General features: G+C 40.5%; 10 protein-coding genes. 2 read left to right on the forward strand and 8 right to left on the reverse strand.

The genetic code is table 11. The features are described from left to right. Positions 1-35 precede the first annotated feature (35 nt). The 7 genes from DW173_RS21895 to DW173_RS21930 all read right to left on the reverse strand — a co-directional run bounded on the left by DW173_RS21895 (position 36) and on the right by DW173_RS21930 (position 15,976). Complete coding sequence (locus tag DW173_RS21895; RefSeq protein ID WP_120145224.1) at positions 36-4,061, reverse strand: hybrid sensor histidine kinase/response regulator transcription factor; 4,026 nt, start codon at positions 4,059-4,061, stop codon at positions 36-38. Positions 4,062-4,304: 243 nt separating this feature from the next. Continuing rightward, entirely contained in the window at positions 4,305-6,830 is a 2,526-nt protein-coding gene (locus DW173_RS21905; protein ID WP_120145225.1) for a family 20 glycosylhydrolase, read from the reverse strand. A gap of 7 nt (positions 6,831-6,837) precedes the next feature. After that, entirely contained in the window at positions 6,838-7,911 is a 1,074-nt protein-coding gene (locus tag DW173_RS21910) for a cellulase family glycosylhydrolase (RefSeq protein ID WP_015531699.1), read from the reverse strand. Positions 7,912-7,945: 34 nt separating this feature from the next. Then, the gene (locus tag DW173_RS21915) at positions 7,946-9,424 is read right to left on the reverse strand and encodes a BACON domain-containing protein (protein WP_120145226.1); all 1,479 of its coding nucleotides are present in this window, start codon (positions 9,422-9,424) and stop codon (positions 7,946-7,948) included. Positions 9,425-9,468: 44 nt separating this feature from the next. Further along, positions 9,469-10,884, reverse strand: coding sequence for a DUF5125 domain-containing protein (locus DW173_RS21920; protein ID WP_120145227.1), 1,416 nt, complete (start codon positions 10,882-10,884; stop codon positions 9,469-9,471). Continuing rightward, the gene (locus tag DW173_RS21925) at positions 10,884-12,527 is read right to left on the reverse strand and encodes a RagB/SusD family nutrient uptake outer membrane protein (protein ID WP_008645075.1); all 1,644 of its coding nucleotides are present in this window, start codon (positions 12,525-12,527) and stop codon (positions 10,884-10,886) included. The genes DW173_RS21920 and DW173_RS21925 overlap by 1 nt, the downstream gene beginning before the upstream one ends. A gap of 32 nt (positions 12,528-12,559) precedes the next feature. Continuing rightward, the gene (locus DW173_RS21930) at positions 12,560-15,976 is read right to left on the reverse strand and encodes a SusC/RagA family TonB-linked outer membrane protein (protein WP_118219650.1); all 3,417 of its coding nucleotides are present in this window, start codon (positions 15,974-15,976) and stop codon (positions 12,560-12,562) included. 327 nt (positions 15,977-16,303) lie between these two features. Between DW173_RS21930 and DW173_RS21935 the strand changes: the two genes are divergently transcribed. Together DW173_RS21935 and DW173_RS21940 are read left to right on the forward strand one after the other, a co-directional pair. Then, positions 16,304-16,891 (forward strand): RNA polymerase sigma-70 factor, encoded by a 588-nt coding sequence (locus tag DW173_RS21935; protein WP_004310625.1) that lies wholly within the window; start codon positions 16,304-16,306, stop codon positions 16,889-16,891. Between the two features lie 53 nt (positions 16,892-16,944). Then, the gene (locus tag DW173_RS21940) at positions 16,945-17,991 is read left to right on the forward strand and encodes a FecR family protein (protein WP_120145231.1); all 1,047 of its coding nucleotides are present in this window, start codon (positions 16,945-16,947) and stop codon (positions 17,989-17,991) included. Between the two features lie 257 nt (positions 17,992-18,248). Here the strand turns inward: DW173_RS21940 and DW173_RS21945 are convergent, their stop codons facing one another. Continuing rightward, positions 18,249-20,447, reverse strand: a complete 2,199-nt coding sequence (locus DW173_RS21945) for a GH92 family glycosyl hydrolase (RefSeq protein WP_120145228.1) — start codon at positions 20,445-20,447, stop codon at positions 18,249-18,251. Between the last annotated feature and the right edge of the window lie 292 nt (positions 20,448-20,739).

Raw genomic sequence — 20,739 nt, forward strand, 5'->3', positions numbered from 1 at the left:
ACCGGGCATAGAACAATGTTTATATACGCTGCCTACTATTTCTCATTTTTTAAATTGCTTGCCGGACAAGGTTCTGTATTTTCCGAATCTCCATATTTGCTCGGACTTACACCATAATACTTTTTAAATACCTCACGGAAATATTTCGCATCCGAGAACCCGACCCTATCGGTAATTTCCGCTATTGTATATTCGCCCTGCTTTAGCAATTGTGCAGCATGTTGCAAACGTATCATCCGGATATAATCAGCCGGAGCATAACCTGTCAAGACCTTTAATTTATTAAAGAAACTCGTACGGCTCATGTGATGGCGACTGCTAAGCATTTCTACATTAAAATCCGGATCACTCATGTTCTTCTCTATACATTCCTTGACCGAAGCAATAAATTTCCAGTCCAGAGTATTAGTACAATTAACCGCAAATTTCTGTTCTTCCTCTTCGATACTATTATAAACCTGACGGAGCAAAGCACGATTCGCCAGCAAATTCTTAATCGTTGCCTTGAGTATTCCTACACTGAAAGGCTTGGTGATATAAGCATCCGCTCCGATTTCCAGCCCTTCTAGCATATTCTTCTCGTCTCCCAATGCTGTCAGCAAAACGACCGGAATATGAGACATCTCAAGATCCCCTTTTATCGCTGAACAAAGTTCATCTCCGCTCATTTCAGGCATCATTATATCGGATATAACAAGATCCGGATTAAATTCCCTGATTATGATAAGTGCATCCTTTCCATTCGGACAAGCCTGAATATTATAACTCGTCTTCAGCATATCCACCAGATAATTGCGCAAATCATCATTATCCTCCACTATCAGGATCCGTTGTAAGGAACTGTTTATCTGGGATATTTCCATAGCCGGCAAATCAGAAATACTACCCGGTATGATAGTCTCCGGACGTTCATCCGGCAGCTTGGGAGAAATAAATTTAGCTTTATGAAGATGGCTATTTCCTTTCGGGAAAGTAACTCGTACACAAGTGCCTTGTTGTTCATTGCTCTGAATCTGAATCTTGCCTTTATGTAATTTGACTAGTTTGTATACCAACATCAGCCCTATTCCGCTACCTGTCACTTTTAGATTGACAACATTGCTACCTCTAAAACAGTTCCTGAACAATTTCTTCTGTTCGCACGAAGGAATACCAATTCCCGTATCTTTCACCTCAATGCTCCACGTGTTTCCTTCCTCACAAGCGGAAATGCAGACACTACCTTCTTCAGGTGTATACTTCAATGCATTCGACAAGATATTTTTCAGAATAGATCCCATCTTGTCACTATCAAACCACACATTCAGATAGTCAAAATTGCTTTCATAAACAAACCTGACATGTTTCATTTCAGCATATTTGCGAAAAGCAGCACAAACATCATTCATAAAAGTATTCAGCTCATACTCGGAAACATAAAGAGTGGATGAATAGACATCTATCCGTTCGAAATTTATCAAGTTCGTTGTCAGCTGAAGCAATGTATTTACATTCTTAAGAGCCATATTCATATGGGGTAACGCCTGTTCGGTCACCATACGATTTTCTATGACTTCCTCCAGCGGAGCTTTTATCAACGTAAGCGGCGTACGTATGTCATGAGCCGTATTAATGAAGAACCGTGTCTTCTCATCCGACACTTTCTTCTGCTTTTGCAACATGATGATACGAAAGATGATAATCATAACCAATACCAACAGAATTGCATATCCCACCATAGCCCACAAACTGGCCCATACCGGAGGTGTTATAACAATCTGAATGTTCCTTGTCTCATAAGTCTTATACTTCTCTTCATTGGATACGGCACGAATTTGTAACGTATAACTGCCAGGAGGCAGATTTCTGACAAGAATCCGGTTATCCTGACTTGGACGACTCCATTCTTTATGATAACCATCAATTTTCCATGAATAAAGAATGTTGGAAGGATAATCATAATTAATGGATGCCACATCAAGGGAAAATGTATTTTGTCCGTAAGCTAGTTCCAGCCGGTCAGTTTCGTCAATGTCCTTCTTCAAAGGAGATCCGTCATCACCCGGATAAACAGGATGATAAGCAATCATAAAATCACGTAATAACAGGCGTGAGTAATGCGGTTCCGGTATCTGTATATTTGTCGGGAACTTAACTGCACCTTCATTACCGCCAAAAACAAGTGTGCTTTTATTCCAGGCGGTGGCAGAACCTGCATTAAAATTGACACTCATCAATCCTTGTTCCCGTGTCCAATTACGAAAAGAATGTTTCTGGGGGGAATAGATTGTAATACCGGTTTCCGTACCCATCAGAAGACTCTCGTCCTGACGCGGAAGAATTGTATAAATATTGTCGGAAATCAACGCACAGTTATCAGTACGATATTGATGGATAAACTTTTTCTTATTAATGTCATAAACAAGAAGTCCGGCTCCACGGGTACCGATATACAGGATACCGTCTTCTCTCTGGTATAATGCACATATATAGGGAGATTCAACAGGCAGATCAATATACCGGTAAATTCCGGATTCTTTATCAAGCAGGTAGAGCCCCATTCGCGTACCAATCCACATCAGCCGGTCATCCTTCTCCTGAATGGTAGTAATAGAACTTACTCCCGGATATAAACGTACATTTTTAGTATCAAGATTGATACGCTTCAGATGATAATATCCACCGGACCAGATATCACCTCCCGAATCTTTTTTAATGTCATAAATATATTGATCGGGACGTACTCCTGCAATGGCAGCAGGAGAAAGATAAGTTACCTTAAACCCTTTCTTCTTCTCTATCTTGTAAATACCCGATGTATAACCACCAGCCCACATTACACCGGGAGAGACTTCACACAGCGCTAAAAAAATGTGATTCTCATCATTCGGTACCGGATCAAAGGAACTAAAGAAGGAACGCCATTCTTTTGTATCAGTCTGATAGAAACTGATACCGTTACTGGTTGCAAACCAGAGGTCACCGTCACTATCCTCCACCACATCATGAACCTGATCGTTCACCAGTGACCGAGTATTACCAAGAGAATGTCTTATCAGGTCATAACTTCCATAACGGTTGTTACGGATTGTAATACCAGTGGGGTAATTTGCGAGCCAGATGCGATCTTCTTCATCCACATAGACATCATTAATATTATTTCCATTCATCCCGTTATAACTGCTATAATCAGCTGTTATGTAGGGTTCACTCATGTATGTATTCACATCCAGCTTATATACACCTTTTCCCCCAGTAGCCACTAGAAGTTCATGAGCGTTTAAAGCAGCAATCTGGTTAATCTCTACATGATTGGGGAATTGACAAGAGATGATTTTTCCTGTTCCCCCCATGTCATATATAAGTATTCCCTCTTTATAGTTTCCCACAAATAACTGCTTTGAAACAGCATGGTAATAAAGTTCATGCACTGGAGCGATGCTTTCCAACGCTTCATCAGGAATCACCTTTAACTTCCCTTCTTCTATTCCGGCACGAAATAAACCACTTCCCGTACCTATAAAAAAATGGTTACCATCTGTCTGTTCAATGGTAGTTATTTCACCGTCGACCGGCACCGACATATGTAACACTGTTCCGGTATGGGTATCATACCAGGTAATGCTATCTTTACAGCACAACCATATACGGTCATTCTTGTCCAAATAACCATAATCCAGAAATGCTTGCGACTTATTTCTGATCAGTTCCGGATGCACATAAGCCAGTTCAAACTTGTCATGCTGCGAATCATACCTAAAAATACGACCTTTCTGACCAATTACCCATAATACATTTCCGTTGTCCATATAAAGCCAATTCAAGGCAATCCGTGAATCCAACGTCATGTTATCGTCTGAAAAGTTGTAATGCTTGATATGTTTGCCATCATAACGGTCTATCCCTTCTTGAGTCAGAAACCACATATATCCCCGTCGGTCTTTTTGGATATGGTATATTTTCTGATTATTCAACCCATCTTCCAGTCCTATGTACTTATAAATCTGTCCCCTGCTTACAGTACCATTAATGAGAAGAAGTACAAACAAAAAGAATCCTCTCATTTTTACAAAATTACTCATGTCTTTCACTAATATTCAAAAAATACTCTGCAAAAATATGAAAAAATTAATTAAAACGCAAGTCGAAAAATGTATTCATATTTCAACCATCAATTAATATTAATAGTCATATTTCCAGTTTTAAATTTGTTGAATATTGTAAAGAAGAGCTAGAATTTCAGCAGCCCCTTAATATGTAAAATTTCATAAATGCATAAATAAAAAGCTATTCTAACATTATTAAAATAGCTTTTTATTTATATATCATCTATTAAACAATACGGTAGTTACACTCTCTTTTCCTAGATAGAAAGCCTTTGCTTTTATCAGTGGAGCATTGCATACTACCGGAGTTTGCCATTCTATGGAACTTTCCGTAGGCTCACTTCCATCGGTTGTGTACCGGATTACCGCATTGGGAATGGCAGTATTAGCCAGTAGTAATCCATCCCTTATCATAATACCGGGAGGAGACACCCGGAAATTTATTCCTCGCTTTGCCAAACGTGGCAACTCATAATCTATAATACCGGCATTGTATTTCCGTTTGGCATCCATATATACTTTGCCGTCCGGAGATAATGCCCACGATGGTTGAACATTCCAAGCACGTTCTGCCAATCCGAAGACTTTTGGGAAAAGATAATATTCTACCTGTTCAAAACTACGGATTGTTTCCGACCATATTTGTCCGGATAGACCTTTGATATTCTGATAACCTTCCTTTGTCAAGGGTTGTTTTCCGTTTGAAGCAGCTTTCACATCAACAGGTTCACCTTTCAAATTCCGTCGCAAAGACTTATAAATATCAAAAGGCAACATATCAAACGTCACATATTCATCCACATAACCGCCCCAACGCAATCCCGGTTCCTCCACATGATAGCAATAGGCCATATCCAAATAGAAGTTACCCACATTACAGAGTATAATCGGGTAGCCCGCATTAGCTAGCTTATACGGTACTTCATCCCCACCCTGCTCCGGAATAGTGTTCCAACAATAATTTAAGACCTTACTGTTTTTGAAATGTTCGTTAACGGTATTATCAGGATTCATAACAATGTCCTGCCATCCGACTGCCTGTATGTTACGTTTGTCCAGCATTTCCAATATTTGTTCCAGAAAATAATCCTTCAGATCCCGTATCTTAGTCAGTCCGTTCTCTTGCATAAAAGTGCGGCAGATAGAAGAACCTTCCCAAATACCTTCCGGCACTTCATCTCCACCCACATGGAAAGCAGTCAGTTCTACTCCTGCATCCTGATACATCTGCACGATTTCGTCAATCACTTTTTCAAGAAAATGATAAGTGGAAGGCATGGCAACATTAATCACATTGTCTGTGAAATTTTGTGCCGACAGATATTGGGAAGTATCTGCAAAGTCAGTCAAAAGATATTCTTCCGCTTTCGATTGATCTGTATCTATATATTTCTGATAACGGGCATTCATGGCTTTAATCGCTGCCCGGGAATGTCCGGGAATGTCTATTTCGGGAATAACTCTGATATGCCTTTCTTTCGCATATTTCAGAATATCCATGAAGTCACTGCGAGAATAATATCCATTGGCCAACGAAGTAGTATCTGTCTCATTCCATCCCCAGGCATACGCAGGATAAAGACATGTCTGTTCATCTATGGTATGTCCTCTGCGAGAAGCTATTTCTGTCAATTCCTCCAATCCGGGTATTTCCACACGCCAGGCCTCATCATCACTCAAATGCAAATGCAGTACATTCATCTTATAGAATGATAATATATCGATCAGTTTCAGCAGGTCCGCTTTCTTTGTAAAGTTGCGGGATACATCCAACATAATTCCCCGATGCCCCATGTCCGGATAATCGGTTATATGAAGATTAGGTATCGGAGAAGAAGTTAGTTCCATGTTATCTAATAAGGCAAGCAATGTTTGACAAGCATTAAATATGCCATGTGTATCACTAGCTTTCAAAGTCAACCGGTTATTCTTTATCACGATTTCGTAATATTCATCGGGATATTGACAGGTAATAGGAACCTCCATTTTCTTCAATTCAATGATTGTTTCTTCATCCTTATCGGAAACGCTGCATCTTAATAATGAAGTCAATTGACTTTTCAATAAAAGAGCTTCCTCTTTAAACGCATCATCAAACTTCAGACAGACTTTTTGAGAGAAAGAAGAAACACCGCCCGTCTTTTCCACTTTTTTAGGAGCAGGAAAAAGAGAAAGCATATCACAATCTACCGGTTTGCTAAAATCATCATTCTGCTTATAGAAATAATTTCCATCTGCATAGGGAAAGCTGTTCCTCGAGCTAACCCATTGGGTATCGGGCTTAAAAAGCTCGATCTCGATGGGGACATTTTGCGGTTGTAACGGTTTTCCTTTTTCATCGGTAGTTACCATATAAGCCCCTTCAGGAACCGAGGACACATTAATCACATTTCCTTCACTCAATATGGTAAAAGTGATTGTTTCACCCGGTGGCAATGCCTGGTAGTGTTCAGTGGGGTACATTTTATAGTAAGTCGAACCCAAACATTCAATTTCCAGCGGTGCATTAATAGGTTGCTGATAATAAATAGGTGTCTGATTAAAATAGATCACCCAATTATTAGTCAAGGATTTATTCCCATTATTCGTCAGACAGAATGTATTCTTAAAATATCTGGCTTCCACACTATCTTTTTCCAGTTTCCATGTTAAGGATAGCTGTGAGGAAGGGGGCTGTTTACCAGCCCCACAACCAAACAGGCATATCCCCAACATCATTATCCATATATTCCTCATAGTTATCATAAGGGAATTATTTAGTTAATGAACGAATACATTCCACTTCTTCTGTCGAATAAGGGGTTCCATCACTACGGAATATATCGTGGAACCACAATGGAGGTTCAACAACATCAGGCAATGGAGTGTCCCATGCAAAGATCGTATTTGTTTTTCCAGCTACAAGTCCCCAGTTGATTGCACCGATATTTTCTCTCTTCAGCATTGGCATAATATCCTGGAAAGTACTATTTTGAGTACGTGCCATATATTCTGTACAAATCATCGGGCGACCGTATTGCTTCAATGTATCAATGAGTTGCTGATGCGAATTCACGCCTTCATACGTGTGGTATGTTATCACATCCGAATTTTCCAATTGGAACTTATTCAGATTAGTCAGGCTCATATCCCAAACTCCGGCCGACAGAGGTTGTGACGGATTCACCGTTCGTCCCCACGTAAATATCTTCTGCAATAACGGCAAACTTCTTTCACCGTATCTATATCCTCCCGAACCTCCGGGTTCATTATATAAGTCCCATAATACGATTCTCTTATCATCCTTAAAGGTAGTCAGGATATCTTTCACATAGCTTTCCAATACCGGAAGTATCACTGCCGTATCGCCTTTATAATACAGATCACCCGGGTCACGTGCCCATCCCGAATTGTGTACTCCCGGCTGTGGTTCCGGCTGTTTGCCAGCCTGATATACAGGATTCCAACAATCATCCAGGAAGACGAAGATGGTAGAGATATGATGCTTGTCGGCAATAGTAAGGTATTCATTGATACGTTTCTTAAAGCCTTCCTTATCTGTTTCCCAAACCAGGTGATGCAAATATACGCGCATACAGTTCATGCCTATTTCTTCCGCCCACCCCAGTTCACGATCAATAGTCACCGGATCAAAAGTATCTGCCTGCCACATCTCCATTTGGTTGATTGCCGTGCTTGGAATAAAATCGCATCCACGAAGCCATCCCCATTGTTTATACCACTCATTAGCCTGCTCTTTCGTCCAGACCTCACGAACAGAGACAGTTTTCTGGTTGCAGGCAATCAACATAACACCAATAAAAAAGGAAAGTAATATCTTTTTCATATAATCGTTTTACTTTATCAAATTAAAAATCTTTTTATTTTCTCCATGTAAATATTACCATATCACCCGGTTCGACTGCTATCGTAGAGCCGTCCGGAGTAGTCGTTGAACCATTTTTCAACACTCTGCTAACAGAACTATCCACATCGATAGACAGGTTCATCACATTACGAAAATCTCTATTTACTACCACAAGATATTGATTACCACCTTTCTCCAGGACAGAGACAACAGCACCTGTATCACTCGTAGTCAATGATTTTATAGGAGTCGGCAGACTTCCCAAAGCCTTCGTGCCTTCAGGTATTTCACTTCCGGTGTGAGATACTGAAATAACCTGTGCTCCCAAGAATATACCCGCAAGTTGCTGTACTTCCTGATTAACTGTCTTGACCAAATCATACACTTCAGTCGGTTCGTCATGTTGAAGTCCGCGATAGGTAAAATACTGGATTGCCTGCGCACCATAAGCCAAATCACTGAAAACTTGTAATCTCAACTCGGGCAATGTCGGTATCTTATAAAAATGAGTTTCATCAAGTTTATGGGAAAGTGCAAGTGCAAATGCCCAGAACGGCTTATTATTCTCTTTAGCAGCAGCCGATATTTCTTCCAGATTCCGATACCAGTCCGGACGGACAATGCTGGGAGCACCATTTATAGATACAATAGGATAATTGTCAAACGAAATAAACGGAACAGGGACTTGTTCTATAAACGACTTTACATTTTCAGAATAAAGTTCTTTCCCCCATGCCCAATTGGGGTACAAGTTGATATAACAAGGATGATGACTGTCGATGGTTTTAATCTTCTTCACCAATTCGCCCAAGCCCGGCAAATCATTCACTTCCGGTTCATCCTTCAAATGATAGGCATACAAAGCCGGATGATTCATCATCGCTTTTACGACCTCTTCGGCAGTAGCAACAGACAAGAGATCCTTACAAGAAGTTATCATTTTCACTCCGGTCTTCTGTGCGGCGTCAAGCACCTTCAATGTTGTTTCCAAATCATCATACCATCCCAGATAAATATTAATGCCGGATGCTTTCATCACCGGGAATTTCTCCAGCGACTTGTCTGCTTCCACTCCGGTCCATGCTATAATCGGGAATTCTCCATCAGTTGTAGGGATATAAGAATTACCCTGAATGATCTCAATTTCTTGTGTCTTTACTCCATTAGGTACCACGCGGAATACAGCCGTACGTCCGGTTCCAGTATTTGCATTTGCAGTAATTGTCACAGTTCCGTTTCCACTTCCTTTGGTCGGTGAGACGGTAACCCAAGACTGATCCGTCTCGTTTACAAATTTCCATTCCGTATTAGACTTTATCGAATAAACCTCCGTAAAACCGTCATTACCGATCTGTAACTTCTCCAAATTCCCGGAAATAGAAAAAGAGGCTTTCTCCGGATCCATCGAACAAGACATTAATAACATTGGCAACATCGAGAAAAAAAACGTAACCAGAAATTTCTTACTATATGTTTTCATTGATATATACATAATTCTATTGAATATTAAATTAAAGACTATTAATCATGCCCCTCTTAATTGCAAGGAGTCAATCGTATCACTTCACTGGCTTTATCAATATGTATTGTATAAAGTCCGGCTTTAAAATCAGGACCGGGAATCAAATCACCGGGAGCGTTTCTCGTTATCAGGTTAGCAGGCTCAACCGTATATAGATTCTTCGTGTCCTCCTCTTGCGCCCAACCATATCCCCGATAGAACTTAAATCCCATAGTTTGGTCAATGTAAACGACTGCTTCAAAGGCACTTGCACCGACCTTTTTAAAGAAGAACCATTGGTGAGGATATGCGAAGTCCCAAGCAAGCGTAGCCACATAAGGTTCGCGTGGAAATCCGACTCCAGTACCGAGAATATACATCACCTCCGGATAAAAAACATCCCGTGGACGTTCCATATACATGAAACCATTTGATGTATTATATTTCAAGTTATAAAGTACCGACGGACCATCGAATTTTGCTTTGCTCCCTGATACATCTTTAAAGAATTCCGGCCGGAGCATATTGGTAACATCACTACCAAAACCTATAAAATTAATCTTGGCACTTTCTACCAACTGAACATCCAACTGGACATATCCTCCTCCCACATCAAAGAAGCGGGACTTATCAATATCAATGCTGTATGTCAAAGTCTTATCAGCCAGAAAACTCAACATATCAAAAGTGATATTCTCCAATGTATAACTTCCTACCTTAGGAGTCGGAATCGAAGTAGCTGCATCATCAGTCACAATCGCGATCTTATTGTCTGAATATCCCCATACCAAACCGGAATAATCAGGTTTATTATTTATTATCTTTTCGGCAACTTTAAAATGGTCGCCAATCCCTGCCAAATCCGCCGCACTCGTCCGGAAACTATAATCCGTTTCATTCTGACTCTCCTTGTCCATTTCATACACATTTCCCAAATCATCAACAAGGTATAATTGGGAAGGTGTTTCCGGACGGGTCACCGCCACACTTGCGGCCTCATCCAAAGTCAGGGTCGATTCATTGCCACCTAAATCGTTTACAGCTTTTATAGTCACCACAGGACGTCCATTCTGGAAACCGGCAACAAAAGGTAAAGTAGCTTCCTCTTCAATAACCGCAGAACGTCCGCTCAAGCCTTTAGACAAATTCAAGATTTCGGCTCCATCCATTGTCACTAATAATTGGAATGAAACCAAATCATTATATTCATCACTGACCTGTGCGGTGAACTTCACTTTATCACCAGCCGCCACAACCGTTTCACCATTCACTCCCCGCAATACGGCATTTTCTATTTTAGGTTTTGAAGGTGTAGGCCACTCCGGCCATTCACTTGGCTTACTAACATCATCTTTTGCACACGAAAGGAGCAATAACGACGACATGAATAATACATATATCTTTTTCATTTTTCTTAAGATCTCTAGTTTAACAATAATGAATGATGACATTAATTGCGAGCTGCCGCAAGATCCGCTTTCCATCCCTCACGTTCAAATGTCTGTACCAACACTTTTCCATAAGATTCCGAAGCTTGTTGAACCGCATAATTAGGAATAGGCACATATTGATGTGTAGGAGCCACTCCTTTGATCTTCGCTGTACGCTGCGCATACTGATTAAAACGGATGAGATCTATTTTACGCATCCCTTCATACAACATTTCATGTCCTCTTTCCGTAAGTAAAGCATCCAGGAAAGCTTCAACATTCGCTGTTGCCGATGACGGAAGATCACCCAGTCCGGCACGCTTACGCACCTCATTGACCGCAGCAATAGCGTCAGCGGACGGAGCTGCATTGTTTTTACGTACTTCGGCTTCCGCATACATGAGCAATACATCTGCCCAACGGGCTAACGGTATATCAGTCCCCTGAAAAGCCGTAGCTGTTTCCACCGGGAATTTATTAATGATAAACCCGTCCCATGTAGTAGTATTCCGGTCAATCCAGGTTCCTGCAGTCGTATAATATTTAGTAAGGATCACTTCACGACGTTTGTCCGAAGGATCATACGTATCCCAAAATTTCGGAGACACATTGAAAGTTTGCCCCCATCCCTGTCCTTGCAGATAGAAAGGAGTCGGATTTCCCTGATCGTCCACTCGGGCTGCATTATCGGGAGTAGCAAGCATCATCAGCGGGTTAAAGTTGCCGGACTTATTCGTACCATCCGCCGTTTCATCACAACTGACAGCCATAATCACTTCCGAATTAAAGTTATTGGCATTTTTGAATTGCTCGATATAAGGATTGTCCCCTTTCTTGAAAAGACTATACCGTCCCTTCAACTCGTTATACATATCAATCGCTTTCTGATAATAACCGGACATATAATAGCCTTCATTCAGGCAATGCCGCATGATGCATACACGTGCATAGTCTTTATTGTAACGTCCCTGTTCCGGCTGTGTATCTGCAATATACTGATAAGCATACTCAAAATCAGCCATAATCCACTCCGTCATTTGCTGCAATGTCGGACGTACCAGATTTTCCAGTTTTGAAGGATTAATCAGGTCGTTCGGATCGACAATCAAAGGAACAGGACCATATACATGCAATAAATAATACATCATCAATCCACGACAAAGACGGGCTTCAGCAATAAATTCTCTTTTACGCTCTTCAGAGACCACTTCGGTAGAAGCCTTCTCCAGTGTGCCGATCACATTGGTGAAGTAGGAAATCTCACTTACTTTCGGAAAGTGGTTCGGGTTTTCATCGCTTAATGTACCGCTTGCGTAATAAACACACTGACTGAAATCGGCTTTAGAAAGGAAATAATATCCGCCTCCCCAACCATTATTCCACACAGCCACCTCATCTGTCGGATAATCAAAGAACTTCAGTACACCTCCGGCAGGGATATACCAACCGTGCTGATTGCCACTTGTTCCGGCACCGATCCAATAGGTCCATGTTGTTGTAAAAGGCATATAGCAGGTCATCATAAATGATTCGTATTCGGCTTCAGTCACCGGATAATTAGAAACATTCAACGTGCCATACATCTTCGGATCAAAATTATCCTCACAACTGCACATGATAAATGCAATCATGACAAACACCTTAAATAATTTATTCTTGTTCATATTTTCAATCTTTTCTTTCGTTACAGGTTTTCTTAGAAACATATTTTTGCTCCGAAGGAGTATGTTCTCGTCATTGGATACTCCGCTTTGGAGCCGTCGCCACCCGTCTTTATTTCAGGATCGACACCTACAAACTTGGTAAAAGTAAACGGATTCTGACAGTCGACAAAAACTCTGATAGAACTCACATAATCACCTACTCTTCCCAGCTTTTTTCCTGAAAGGTTATATCCTAAAGTGATATTCCTGACACGTACGAACGAAGCATTCTGATAATCTTCCTCAAAACCTACGTTACCAGGCAAAGCGACAGCCTTTGTTGAAGCAATACCACGCCGATTTCCATTCTGATTGGTTTGAGAATTCCAGATAGTATAGACATATTTGTTTGAATTCTTGGGACTCGTGTAATATACATCTCCGACAAGTGCCCAACGATATGCATAGTTATAGCGTGTACGTCCGAATTGTCCATACATAAATACATCCAGATCAAAATCTTTGTATACAAATGTATTTCCAAAGCCTATGTGAATTTTTGGAAGTGTATTCCGCATCTTTACATCATCAATCGTTATTTTGTTATCCCCATTTGCATCCTTAATAATCGGATAACCGGGCTGTTGCGCATCTGCCGGCAAAGATTTCTGCGATTCGGGCATATTGCTTTTATCTATGTTGATAACGCCTTCCGTTTCATAGTAATAATAAGCATTCACCGGTTCGTTCTTGCGGATTCGATATTCTTCATAATAATAGTTGGGCATCCGTTCTTTCCAAACGGCATTATGATGTGATAAGGTCAATTGTGAGGTCCACTTAAACACACGGGGGATTTCAAAGTTTAGTGAGTTAATAGTCGCATCCCATCCGTAACGTACATAATGTCCATAATTCATCGGGACGGAAGATGTCATACTAAGCGGAGAGGCAGAGTCATATCCCAGCAAGTTGGTTACATCATTGCGGAACATATCAAAACTTCCCCAGATTCTATCTTTCAGGACTGAAAAGTCTATACCTATATTTTTCATGGTAGTCTTTTCCCAGGTAACATTCGGGTAATCAGGACCGCTAAGCAGATAGGGCACATAAGTCACTGAATTGTTAGAGAACTTGATATATTGGGCTGCCAGACTGAAAGTGCCATAAAGCGAACTACCCAGATTATCATTACCTGTCTGTCCATAACTACCACGAATCTTCAACTGGTCAATCCATGATATATGCTTCATAAACGGCTCGTTAGATAATTTCCAAGCCAATGATACTGAAGGGAAATAGGCATATTTCTTTCCCGGGAAAAACTTATCCGTTCCATCGCGACGAATAGTAGCGGCAACCACATATCTGTCGAGTACATCCACACTTGCCCTGGCAAATTGAGAACGACGTTCGTCGGCTGCTCTGAAAGAAGTCGGGTAGAAAGCGCCTTCCGCAGCTTCCACCTTATCAGCTGCAATGTGATCGTTAATCTGTTCGTAGTCAAGTTCAAGTCCATTTGAATCGTTCGTATACCTTCCCATACCGACTACGGCATCGACACGTAACAAATCTCCAAACTGCTTTTTGAAAGTCAACGTGCCTTCCATAGTTTGGTTTCTACGTTCAACATATCCCAAATGCCCTCTTGATTTATACATGTCCATAAAATATATATCAGAAGGAATATACAGATTACGATTAGCATTCTCCTTATTAATGCCATACATCAAACGGAAGGACAACATATCCTTGATTATATCCACATCGGCAGCAAAGTTTAGATAATAACCGCTTGTTTTAGTCCGGTCACTAACTTTTATCATTTCAGCCGGGTTAGGGTAATTTGAATATAAAGTAGGCTTTCCGTCCTCACCTCTGATTGGTAAATAAGAAGGATAAGTCAATGCTGATTGTATAGCATCGTACCCATTTCCACCACCTCCGCCACCGGAAGTTGAATTTGTATATTCATTCTCATTTACATTGACAATTGCTGTCAACTTAAGAAATGGAAGCAATTGTGAAGAAATGTTTGTCCGAAGAGCATAACGTTCCATAGCGGAGTTTTCTACCGTACCTTCCTGTTTGTAATAATTTCCGGACAGATAATATTTCAGCAGTTTAGAACCACCCGTAATTGTGATATTATGATTATTGATGCTACCATCCTTTAATACACAATCCAGCCAGTCTGTTGTTTGAGCGGCAGCTATCTGTTGAGGTGAGAATTGAGGTACCCATTTATTATCAAAAGGTTTATCACCATAAGGATACATACCGTTCGTAAATAAATAGTTTTCTTTATTGAAAATGTTGGCAACATTCATATATTCTTCCCCACTCAAAGGTTCCAGATACGGATAGTTTTTCACGATAGAATAATTTCCTTCATAAGTGATTTGGGGACGAGTTTCAGTACCTTTCTTTGTAGTAATTAATACGACACCATTGGCTGCACCAATTCCATAAATGGAGGCAGATGCATCCTTTAACACTTCGATAGATTCAATATCGGCAGGATTAAGTCCGGCCAATCCCGAACGATTGATAGAGTTGGGCATAACCTGGTTTCCGTTTCCAACCTCTAAAGAAGTGGAAGGCATCATTACGCCATCCACTATAAAGATAGGAGTACCTGCCCCACGAATTGAAAGGTCAACTGCTCCACCCGGTTGCGGGCTTGTCAACGTAGCTTCCAGTCCGGCAGCCCGCCCAAGCAACATCTGTGACATATTACTTGTTGCGGCTCGCGATATTTTTTCCGTTTTTACCGTTGCAATGGAAGTTGTCAGATTCTTACGGGTAGTCGTTCCATACCCTACCACAACAACTTCATCCAACTGTTTCGAATCTTCTTTCATCGTCACATTCAACGTCATCGGTCGGGTAATTTTCTGCGTATATGTAGTGTAACCTATTGAAGTAAATTTCAGTGTCGAGCCTTCCGGAACTTGCAACTGGTAATTGCCATCTATACCGGTTATGGTTCCTTGAGTAGCCCCTTCTATCATCACAGTCACTCCCGGAAGAACCTCTCCGGATTCGTCCACTACCTTTCCGGTCACTTTGACCGGCTGTTTGTTATCCTGTGGTTGAGATGAAACTTTGTTTAATACAATCTGACGTTTTTCAATCGTATAAGATACTCCTTCGCCTTTAAAAAGTTTATCCAGTACCAGAGTCATCCGTTCATTTTTCACAGTAATGCTTACTATACGACTTACATCAACAATGTCTTTGTTGTATAAGAAACGATATTCTGTCTGATTTTCGATACTGGTCAGGACCTCCTCTACAGTCACATTCTTCAGTCGCAATGTAATTTTGGCGGATTGTGCCAGGATAGGTATACTGACAGCTTGCAAAGCTATACAAAACAACCATATAGCACAGATTCTCCCCATTTTTACATTCGCAGGTACATTAATTCTCTTTTTCATTTTTCTAATTGAAATAAGTTTCATACCTTTACATGTTTGGTTATTGGTTCTACAAATAAGTTGATTAACGAATAACTGAATCTTTGGAAAGGAAGGTGAGTCAGACCTTCCTTTTTTTATCAGTTGTCGGAAGCTGAATTCACTGATTATGTCTTTCTCATGGCTTGTATTATTTAAAGGTTAATAAATGTGTTTTTCTCTCGTTTCTATCAATAAGACGTTTCTAAAAATAAAAGCCACATTGGATATCGCATTATTTTTTCATCTGCATTATTTTTTCTTCAAACTATCGTTTATCCCAAATAATCTTTCTATTTTTACCCCCAACAATAGAACCTTTACTACAATACTATGCCGAATATCCAACAACAGACTTCCGACGACCGTTTTCTGGTAATAGCACTAAAACAGGATGATAAACAGGCTTTTACCCGACTATTCCATGCTTATTATAAAGATTTGGTATTGTTTGGCGGTACTTACATTCCGGAGAAATCTACCTGTGAAGATATTGTGCAAAATATCTTTCTCAAACTATGGAATGACCGGAAATCATTGGTAATTGAGAACTCACTAAAATCATATTTACTGAAAGCGGTCAGGAATTACTGTCTGGACGAATTACGCCATCGCAGGATTATAGATGAGCACATTGCTTACGAACTTAAATCGGATTCTATAGATATAGATACGACAGAAAACTACATACTGTATTCTGATTTATGCCGGCAACTTAAAAATGCATTGGAACAATTACCTCCTCAAGAAAGAGAAGTGTTCGAGATGAGCCGATTAGAAAACATTAAATATCAGGAAATAGCCAATCGCCTGAATATCTCTGTCAGAACGGTAGAAGTACGTATCAGCAAAGCATTGAAGCAGCTCCGCATCTTATTAAAAGATTTTTATTTACTACTTTTTTTATTTCTTTTCCACTAATGAATGTGGGATTTTCTTTCTGAAACGTCTATTATATATAAGGTAAAATGCATATGATAAATAAAGATTCAGACATAGAAATTATAATCTCCAGATATCTCTCGAAAGAGGCTACACCAGAAGAAATAAAGGTACTGGATGATTGGATATCGGCTACTCCCGAAAACTATAGGAGCTTTCTATCACAAAAGAATGTGTGGGAAGTCAGTCACCCGGCTTTTAATCCGGAAGAGATAGATGTGGACAGTGCGCACAGAAAAGTAATGGAGCAGATTCTCCATCCAAACCAGCCGGTTTCCGTTCGTCCTAAGTTGTCCTTCCTACACTATTGGCAGCAAGTGGCAGCTATCTTACTTCTTCCTTTACTGATATTATCTGCTTATCTTTATTTTAAACCCGCTTCTCAAATTGCAGAGACTTATCAGGAGCTATTCACTCCTTATGGCACTTGGTCGGTAGTTAATCTGCCTGACGGTTCTAAGGTTTGGCTAAATGCCGGAAGTTCTTTAAAGTATCCGACTCAATTCAATGATAAGCAAAGAGTTGTTTCGATGCAGGGTGAAGCCTATTTTGAAGTAGAATCCGATAAAGAGCATCCCTTCATCGTAAAAACCAAACAACTGACTGTAGAAGCTACCGGCACTGCATTCAATGTGAACGCATACACTCCGGATCATGTAACAGCAGTGACGTTAGTAAAAGGAAAGGTCGCAGTTACTCTTGACCAGAAAAAGACGATTTCCCTTTCACCGGGAGAGAAAATTGACTATAATCTGGCCACTTCTTTATATAACGTCAATAAGACCAATACTTATAAATGGTGCTCATGGAAAGATGGAATACTCATTTTTAGAGATGACCCGCTGGAATATGTATTCAAGCGTTTGGGACAGACTTATAACGTGGAATTTATTCTGAAAGACGCTGAATTAGGAAAGTATTCCTATAAAGCGACTTTTGAAGGTGAATCTTTAAATGAGATTTTGCGCTTGCTTGAAATGAGTGCACCTATTCGCTGTAAAGAGGTTAGTAACCGCAACACCAATAATGAGAAGTTTGAAAAGCAGCGTATAGAGGTGAGTAGGATTGTAGGGAAATAAGTTTGTATTAGTACAAACTTAATCGTATGGCTTCAAATTAATTTCATTTGGTAGTATTAAGTTGTACGACACCCGGGTCTCATGCACACCGACACCCGGGTGTTGAACATGCTGACACCCGGGTGTCAAGCATCATGAGACCCGGGTGTCGTACAACTTATTCTTGCAGTATCTTTTTTTCTTCTCTACTATAAGTTATGATCCCAACCACTATTAATTAAAATCATTAGTCCCATAACAGTACAGAAACGAATTTATTACTTCATCTTGTATACCAGCGTTCCTCCTTTTACAATATCCTCATGCGAGATTGTTTTCTTCGTATATGGTTCGCCATTCAATGTAATACTATCTACATATTTATGTTCTTTCGACAAATTCTCCGCAATAATCGTGAAAGTCTTGCCATCGGCCAGATGCAAAGTCATCTTCGGCAACTGTGGAGCACCGAATACATATTCCGCACTTACCGGATCTACCGGATAGAATCCCATCGCACTAAGCATATACCAGGCAGACATCTGTCCGCAATCATCATTTCCGCAAAGTCCGTCGGGTTTGTTTTTGTATTGAGTATCAAATATTTCACGAACCAATTCCTGTGTACGTTCCGGACGACCAGCCAGTGCATACAAATAAGTCACATGATGGCTTGGTTCATTTCCATGAGCATATTGCCCGATTAATCCAGTAACATCTGCTAAACTTTCACCTTCTAGCTTAACCGTAAACAATGAGTCTAATTTATTCAAGAAAGGTTTTTCTCCCCCAAACAACTGGATTAATCCTGGAACATCATGTTGTACATGCCAAGTATATTGCCATGCATTTCCTTCCGTATAATCTCCACCGACACTTTCAGAATGTGCCAACGCACTTGGGTTAAACGGAGCTTTCCAAGTTCCGTCAGCTTTGCGCGGACGCATGAACTTCGTCTCCGGATCGAAAAGATTCTTATAATAGTCAGCACGTTTCGCGAAGTAAGCGGCATCCTCCTCTTTACCCATACGACGTGCCATATCGGCAGCAGCATAATCATCATATACAGATTCTAAAGTGGAAGATACAGATTCTGCTTTTATCAGGTCTGTCGGGAAATAACCATATTTCGTATAAACCTCCCAATCAGACTTCAACGGATGAGATACAGTCTGCGTCTTCTTTATTATATTGAAAGCACGTTCAGCGTCAAAGCCACGGAATCCTTTGCGATAAGCCTCGGCAATGACTGATACGCCGTGATTACCAATCATACAGAAATTCTCTTTTCCCCACAATCCCCAAATAGGTAGGAAGCCTTGCACTTCACCCTGTTCGATGAGAGAATTCACAAAACCGTCCACACGTTCAGGAATCACCAATGTATAAAATGGATGAGCGGCACGGTAAGTATCCCACAAAGAGAATGTAGAATAGAAAGCACCAGTTCCGGCTTTTACAATAGAGTCGGCGGCATTACGATACATACCGTCTACGTCTGAAATTTGATTAGGCTGAATCAATGCATGGTAGAAACAAGTATAGAAATTTGTCTTTTCATCATCGGTACCCTCTATTTCAATACGGCTCAAATAGTTATTCCATTCATTGTGGGCAGTAGCTCTTACTCCTTCAAAATCCCAGGCAGGAATTTCTGCTTCCAGATTCTTTTTAGCCCCGTCTATGCTGGTGGTGGAAAGAGCCACTTTCATCATCAGCTCGTCTCCCGGCTGCATATCAAAAGAGGCAATGATGCGTTTTCCTTTTTCTGTTTCGCCCATCGGAAGATAAAGTGAATCGACTACCGGACGGTTGAATTTCATCACAAAGAAATAATCTTGATTGACCCATACCGTGTTATTGACATGTCCTGTCAGTGTTTGAGCATCTTCCCAGTTCACTTCACAACTGTTGACTTGTGAATGATATTGTTCTTCTCTCCACGCAGGACCATGTTGCAAGTCAATCAATATAGAGGCAGAATCAGCCTTGTGATAAGTATAGCGGTGAAGGGCAGCATGGATAGAGGCAGTCAGTTCTGCTTTTACCTGTGGATCAGAGAGCTCTGCGGTGTAATATCCCGGAGTAGCCGCTTCTTTATCTTTAGGAAAATGACTACGATAAGCATCCCACGCACGGGCACGTGTGCCAGTGACCGGCATCACCAAAATATCACCTAAATCCATACATCCCGTTCCATTCAGATGTGTTTGAGTAAATCCCCAAATCAGGGAATCCCCATAAACATATTCAGAACAATAGCGCCAACCAACTGCTCCCGTCACAGGACTGGTCTGGATCATACCGAAAGGATAACACGCACCTGGAAATGTATGACCATTATCAGCAGCACCAATAAAGGTATTAACGTATTGAGTATAATCCTTTGTTTCCGCTGTTTCAGTCGGAGTACAGGAAGAATAGAAGAACAAGCCTGCTGCTAAAGCTGCAGCCACAAAAGTTTTTTTTCTTTTCATGGTAAATAGATTGTTAAGTTAATGTCGCATTACATATGCTGATATTTATTTAATTTTTCACGATAATAGTTGTGCCACAAAATTAGAGAATTCTTCTCATTTAAAAGGATTAGATACAGACAAATATACTTAAATCTTGCAGGAAAGAAGCTTCTATTTATATCGATTCGCTGTGATAAAACAAAAATTCGTACGACTTATTGAATAAATATCAACTCAATTATTTATCTTTGTTAGCTTAATGTGCGACAAGAGGTCTCACAAGTAATTGTTCAGCATCATGTCTGAACCT

It is taken from the genome of Bacteroides sp. AM16-13 (assembly GCF_003602705.1).
Lineage (GTDB): Bacteria > Bacteroidota > Bacteroidia > Bacteroidales > Bacteroidaceae > Bacteroides > Bacteroides xylanisolvens.

Bases quoted from the DNA above. Each gene is read 5' to 3' on its own strand.
- DW173_RS21895 (WP_120145224.1), bottom strand. From the start codon at position 4,061: ATGAGTAATTTTGTAAAAATGAGAGGATTCTTTTTGTTTGTACTTCTT.
- DW173_RS21905 (WP_120145225.1), bottom strand. From the start codon at position 6,830: ATGATAACTATGAGGAATATATGGATAATGATGTTGGGGATATGCCTG.
- DW173_RS21910 (WP_015531699.1), bottom strand. From the start codon at position 7,911: ATGAAAAAGATATTACTTTCCTTTTTTATTGGTGTTATGTTGATTGCC.
- DW173_RS21915 (WP_120145226.1), bottom strand. From the start codon at position 9,424: ATGTATATATCAATGAAAACATATAGTAAGAAATTTCTGGTTACGTTT.
- DW173_RS21920 (WP_120145227.1), bottom strand. From the start codon at position 10,884: ATGTCATCATTCATTATTGTTAAACTAGAGATCTTAAGAAAAATGAAA.
- DW173_RS21925 (WP_008645075.1), bottom strand. From the start codon at position 12,527: ATGAACAAGAATAAATTATTTAAGGTGTTTGTCATGATTGCATTTATC.
- DW173_RS21930 (WP_118219650.1), bottom strand. From the start codon at position 15,976: ATGAAACTTATTTCAATTAGAAAAATGAAAAAGAGAATTAATGTACCT.
- DW173_RS21935 (WP_004310625.1), top strand. From the start codon at position 16,304: ATGCCGAATATCCAACAACAGACTTCCGACGACCGTTTTCTGGTAATA.
- DW173_RS21940 (WP_120145231.1), top strand. From the start codon at position 16,945: ATGATAAATAAAGATTCAGACATAGAAATTATAATCTCCAGATATCTC.
- DW173_RS21945 (WP_120145228.1), bottom strand. From the start codon at position 20,447: ATGAAAAGAAAAAAAACTTTTGTGGCTGCAGCTTTAGCAGCAGGCTTG.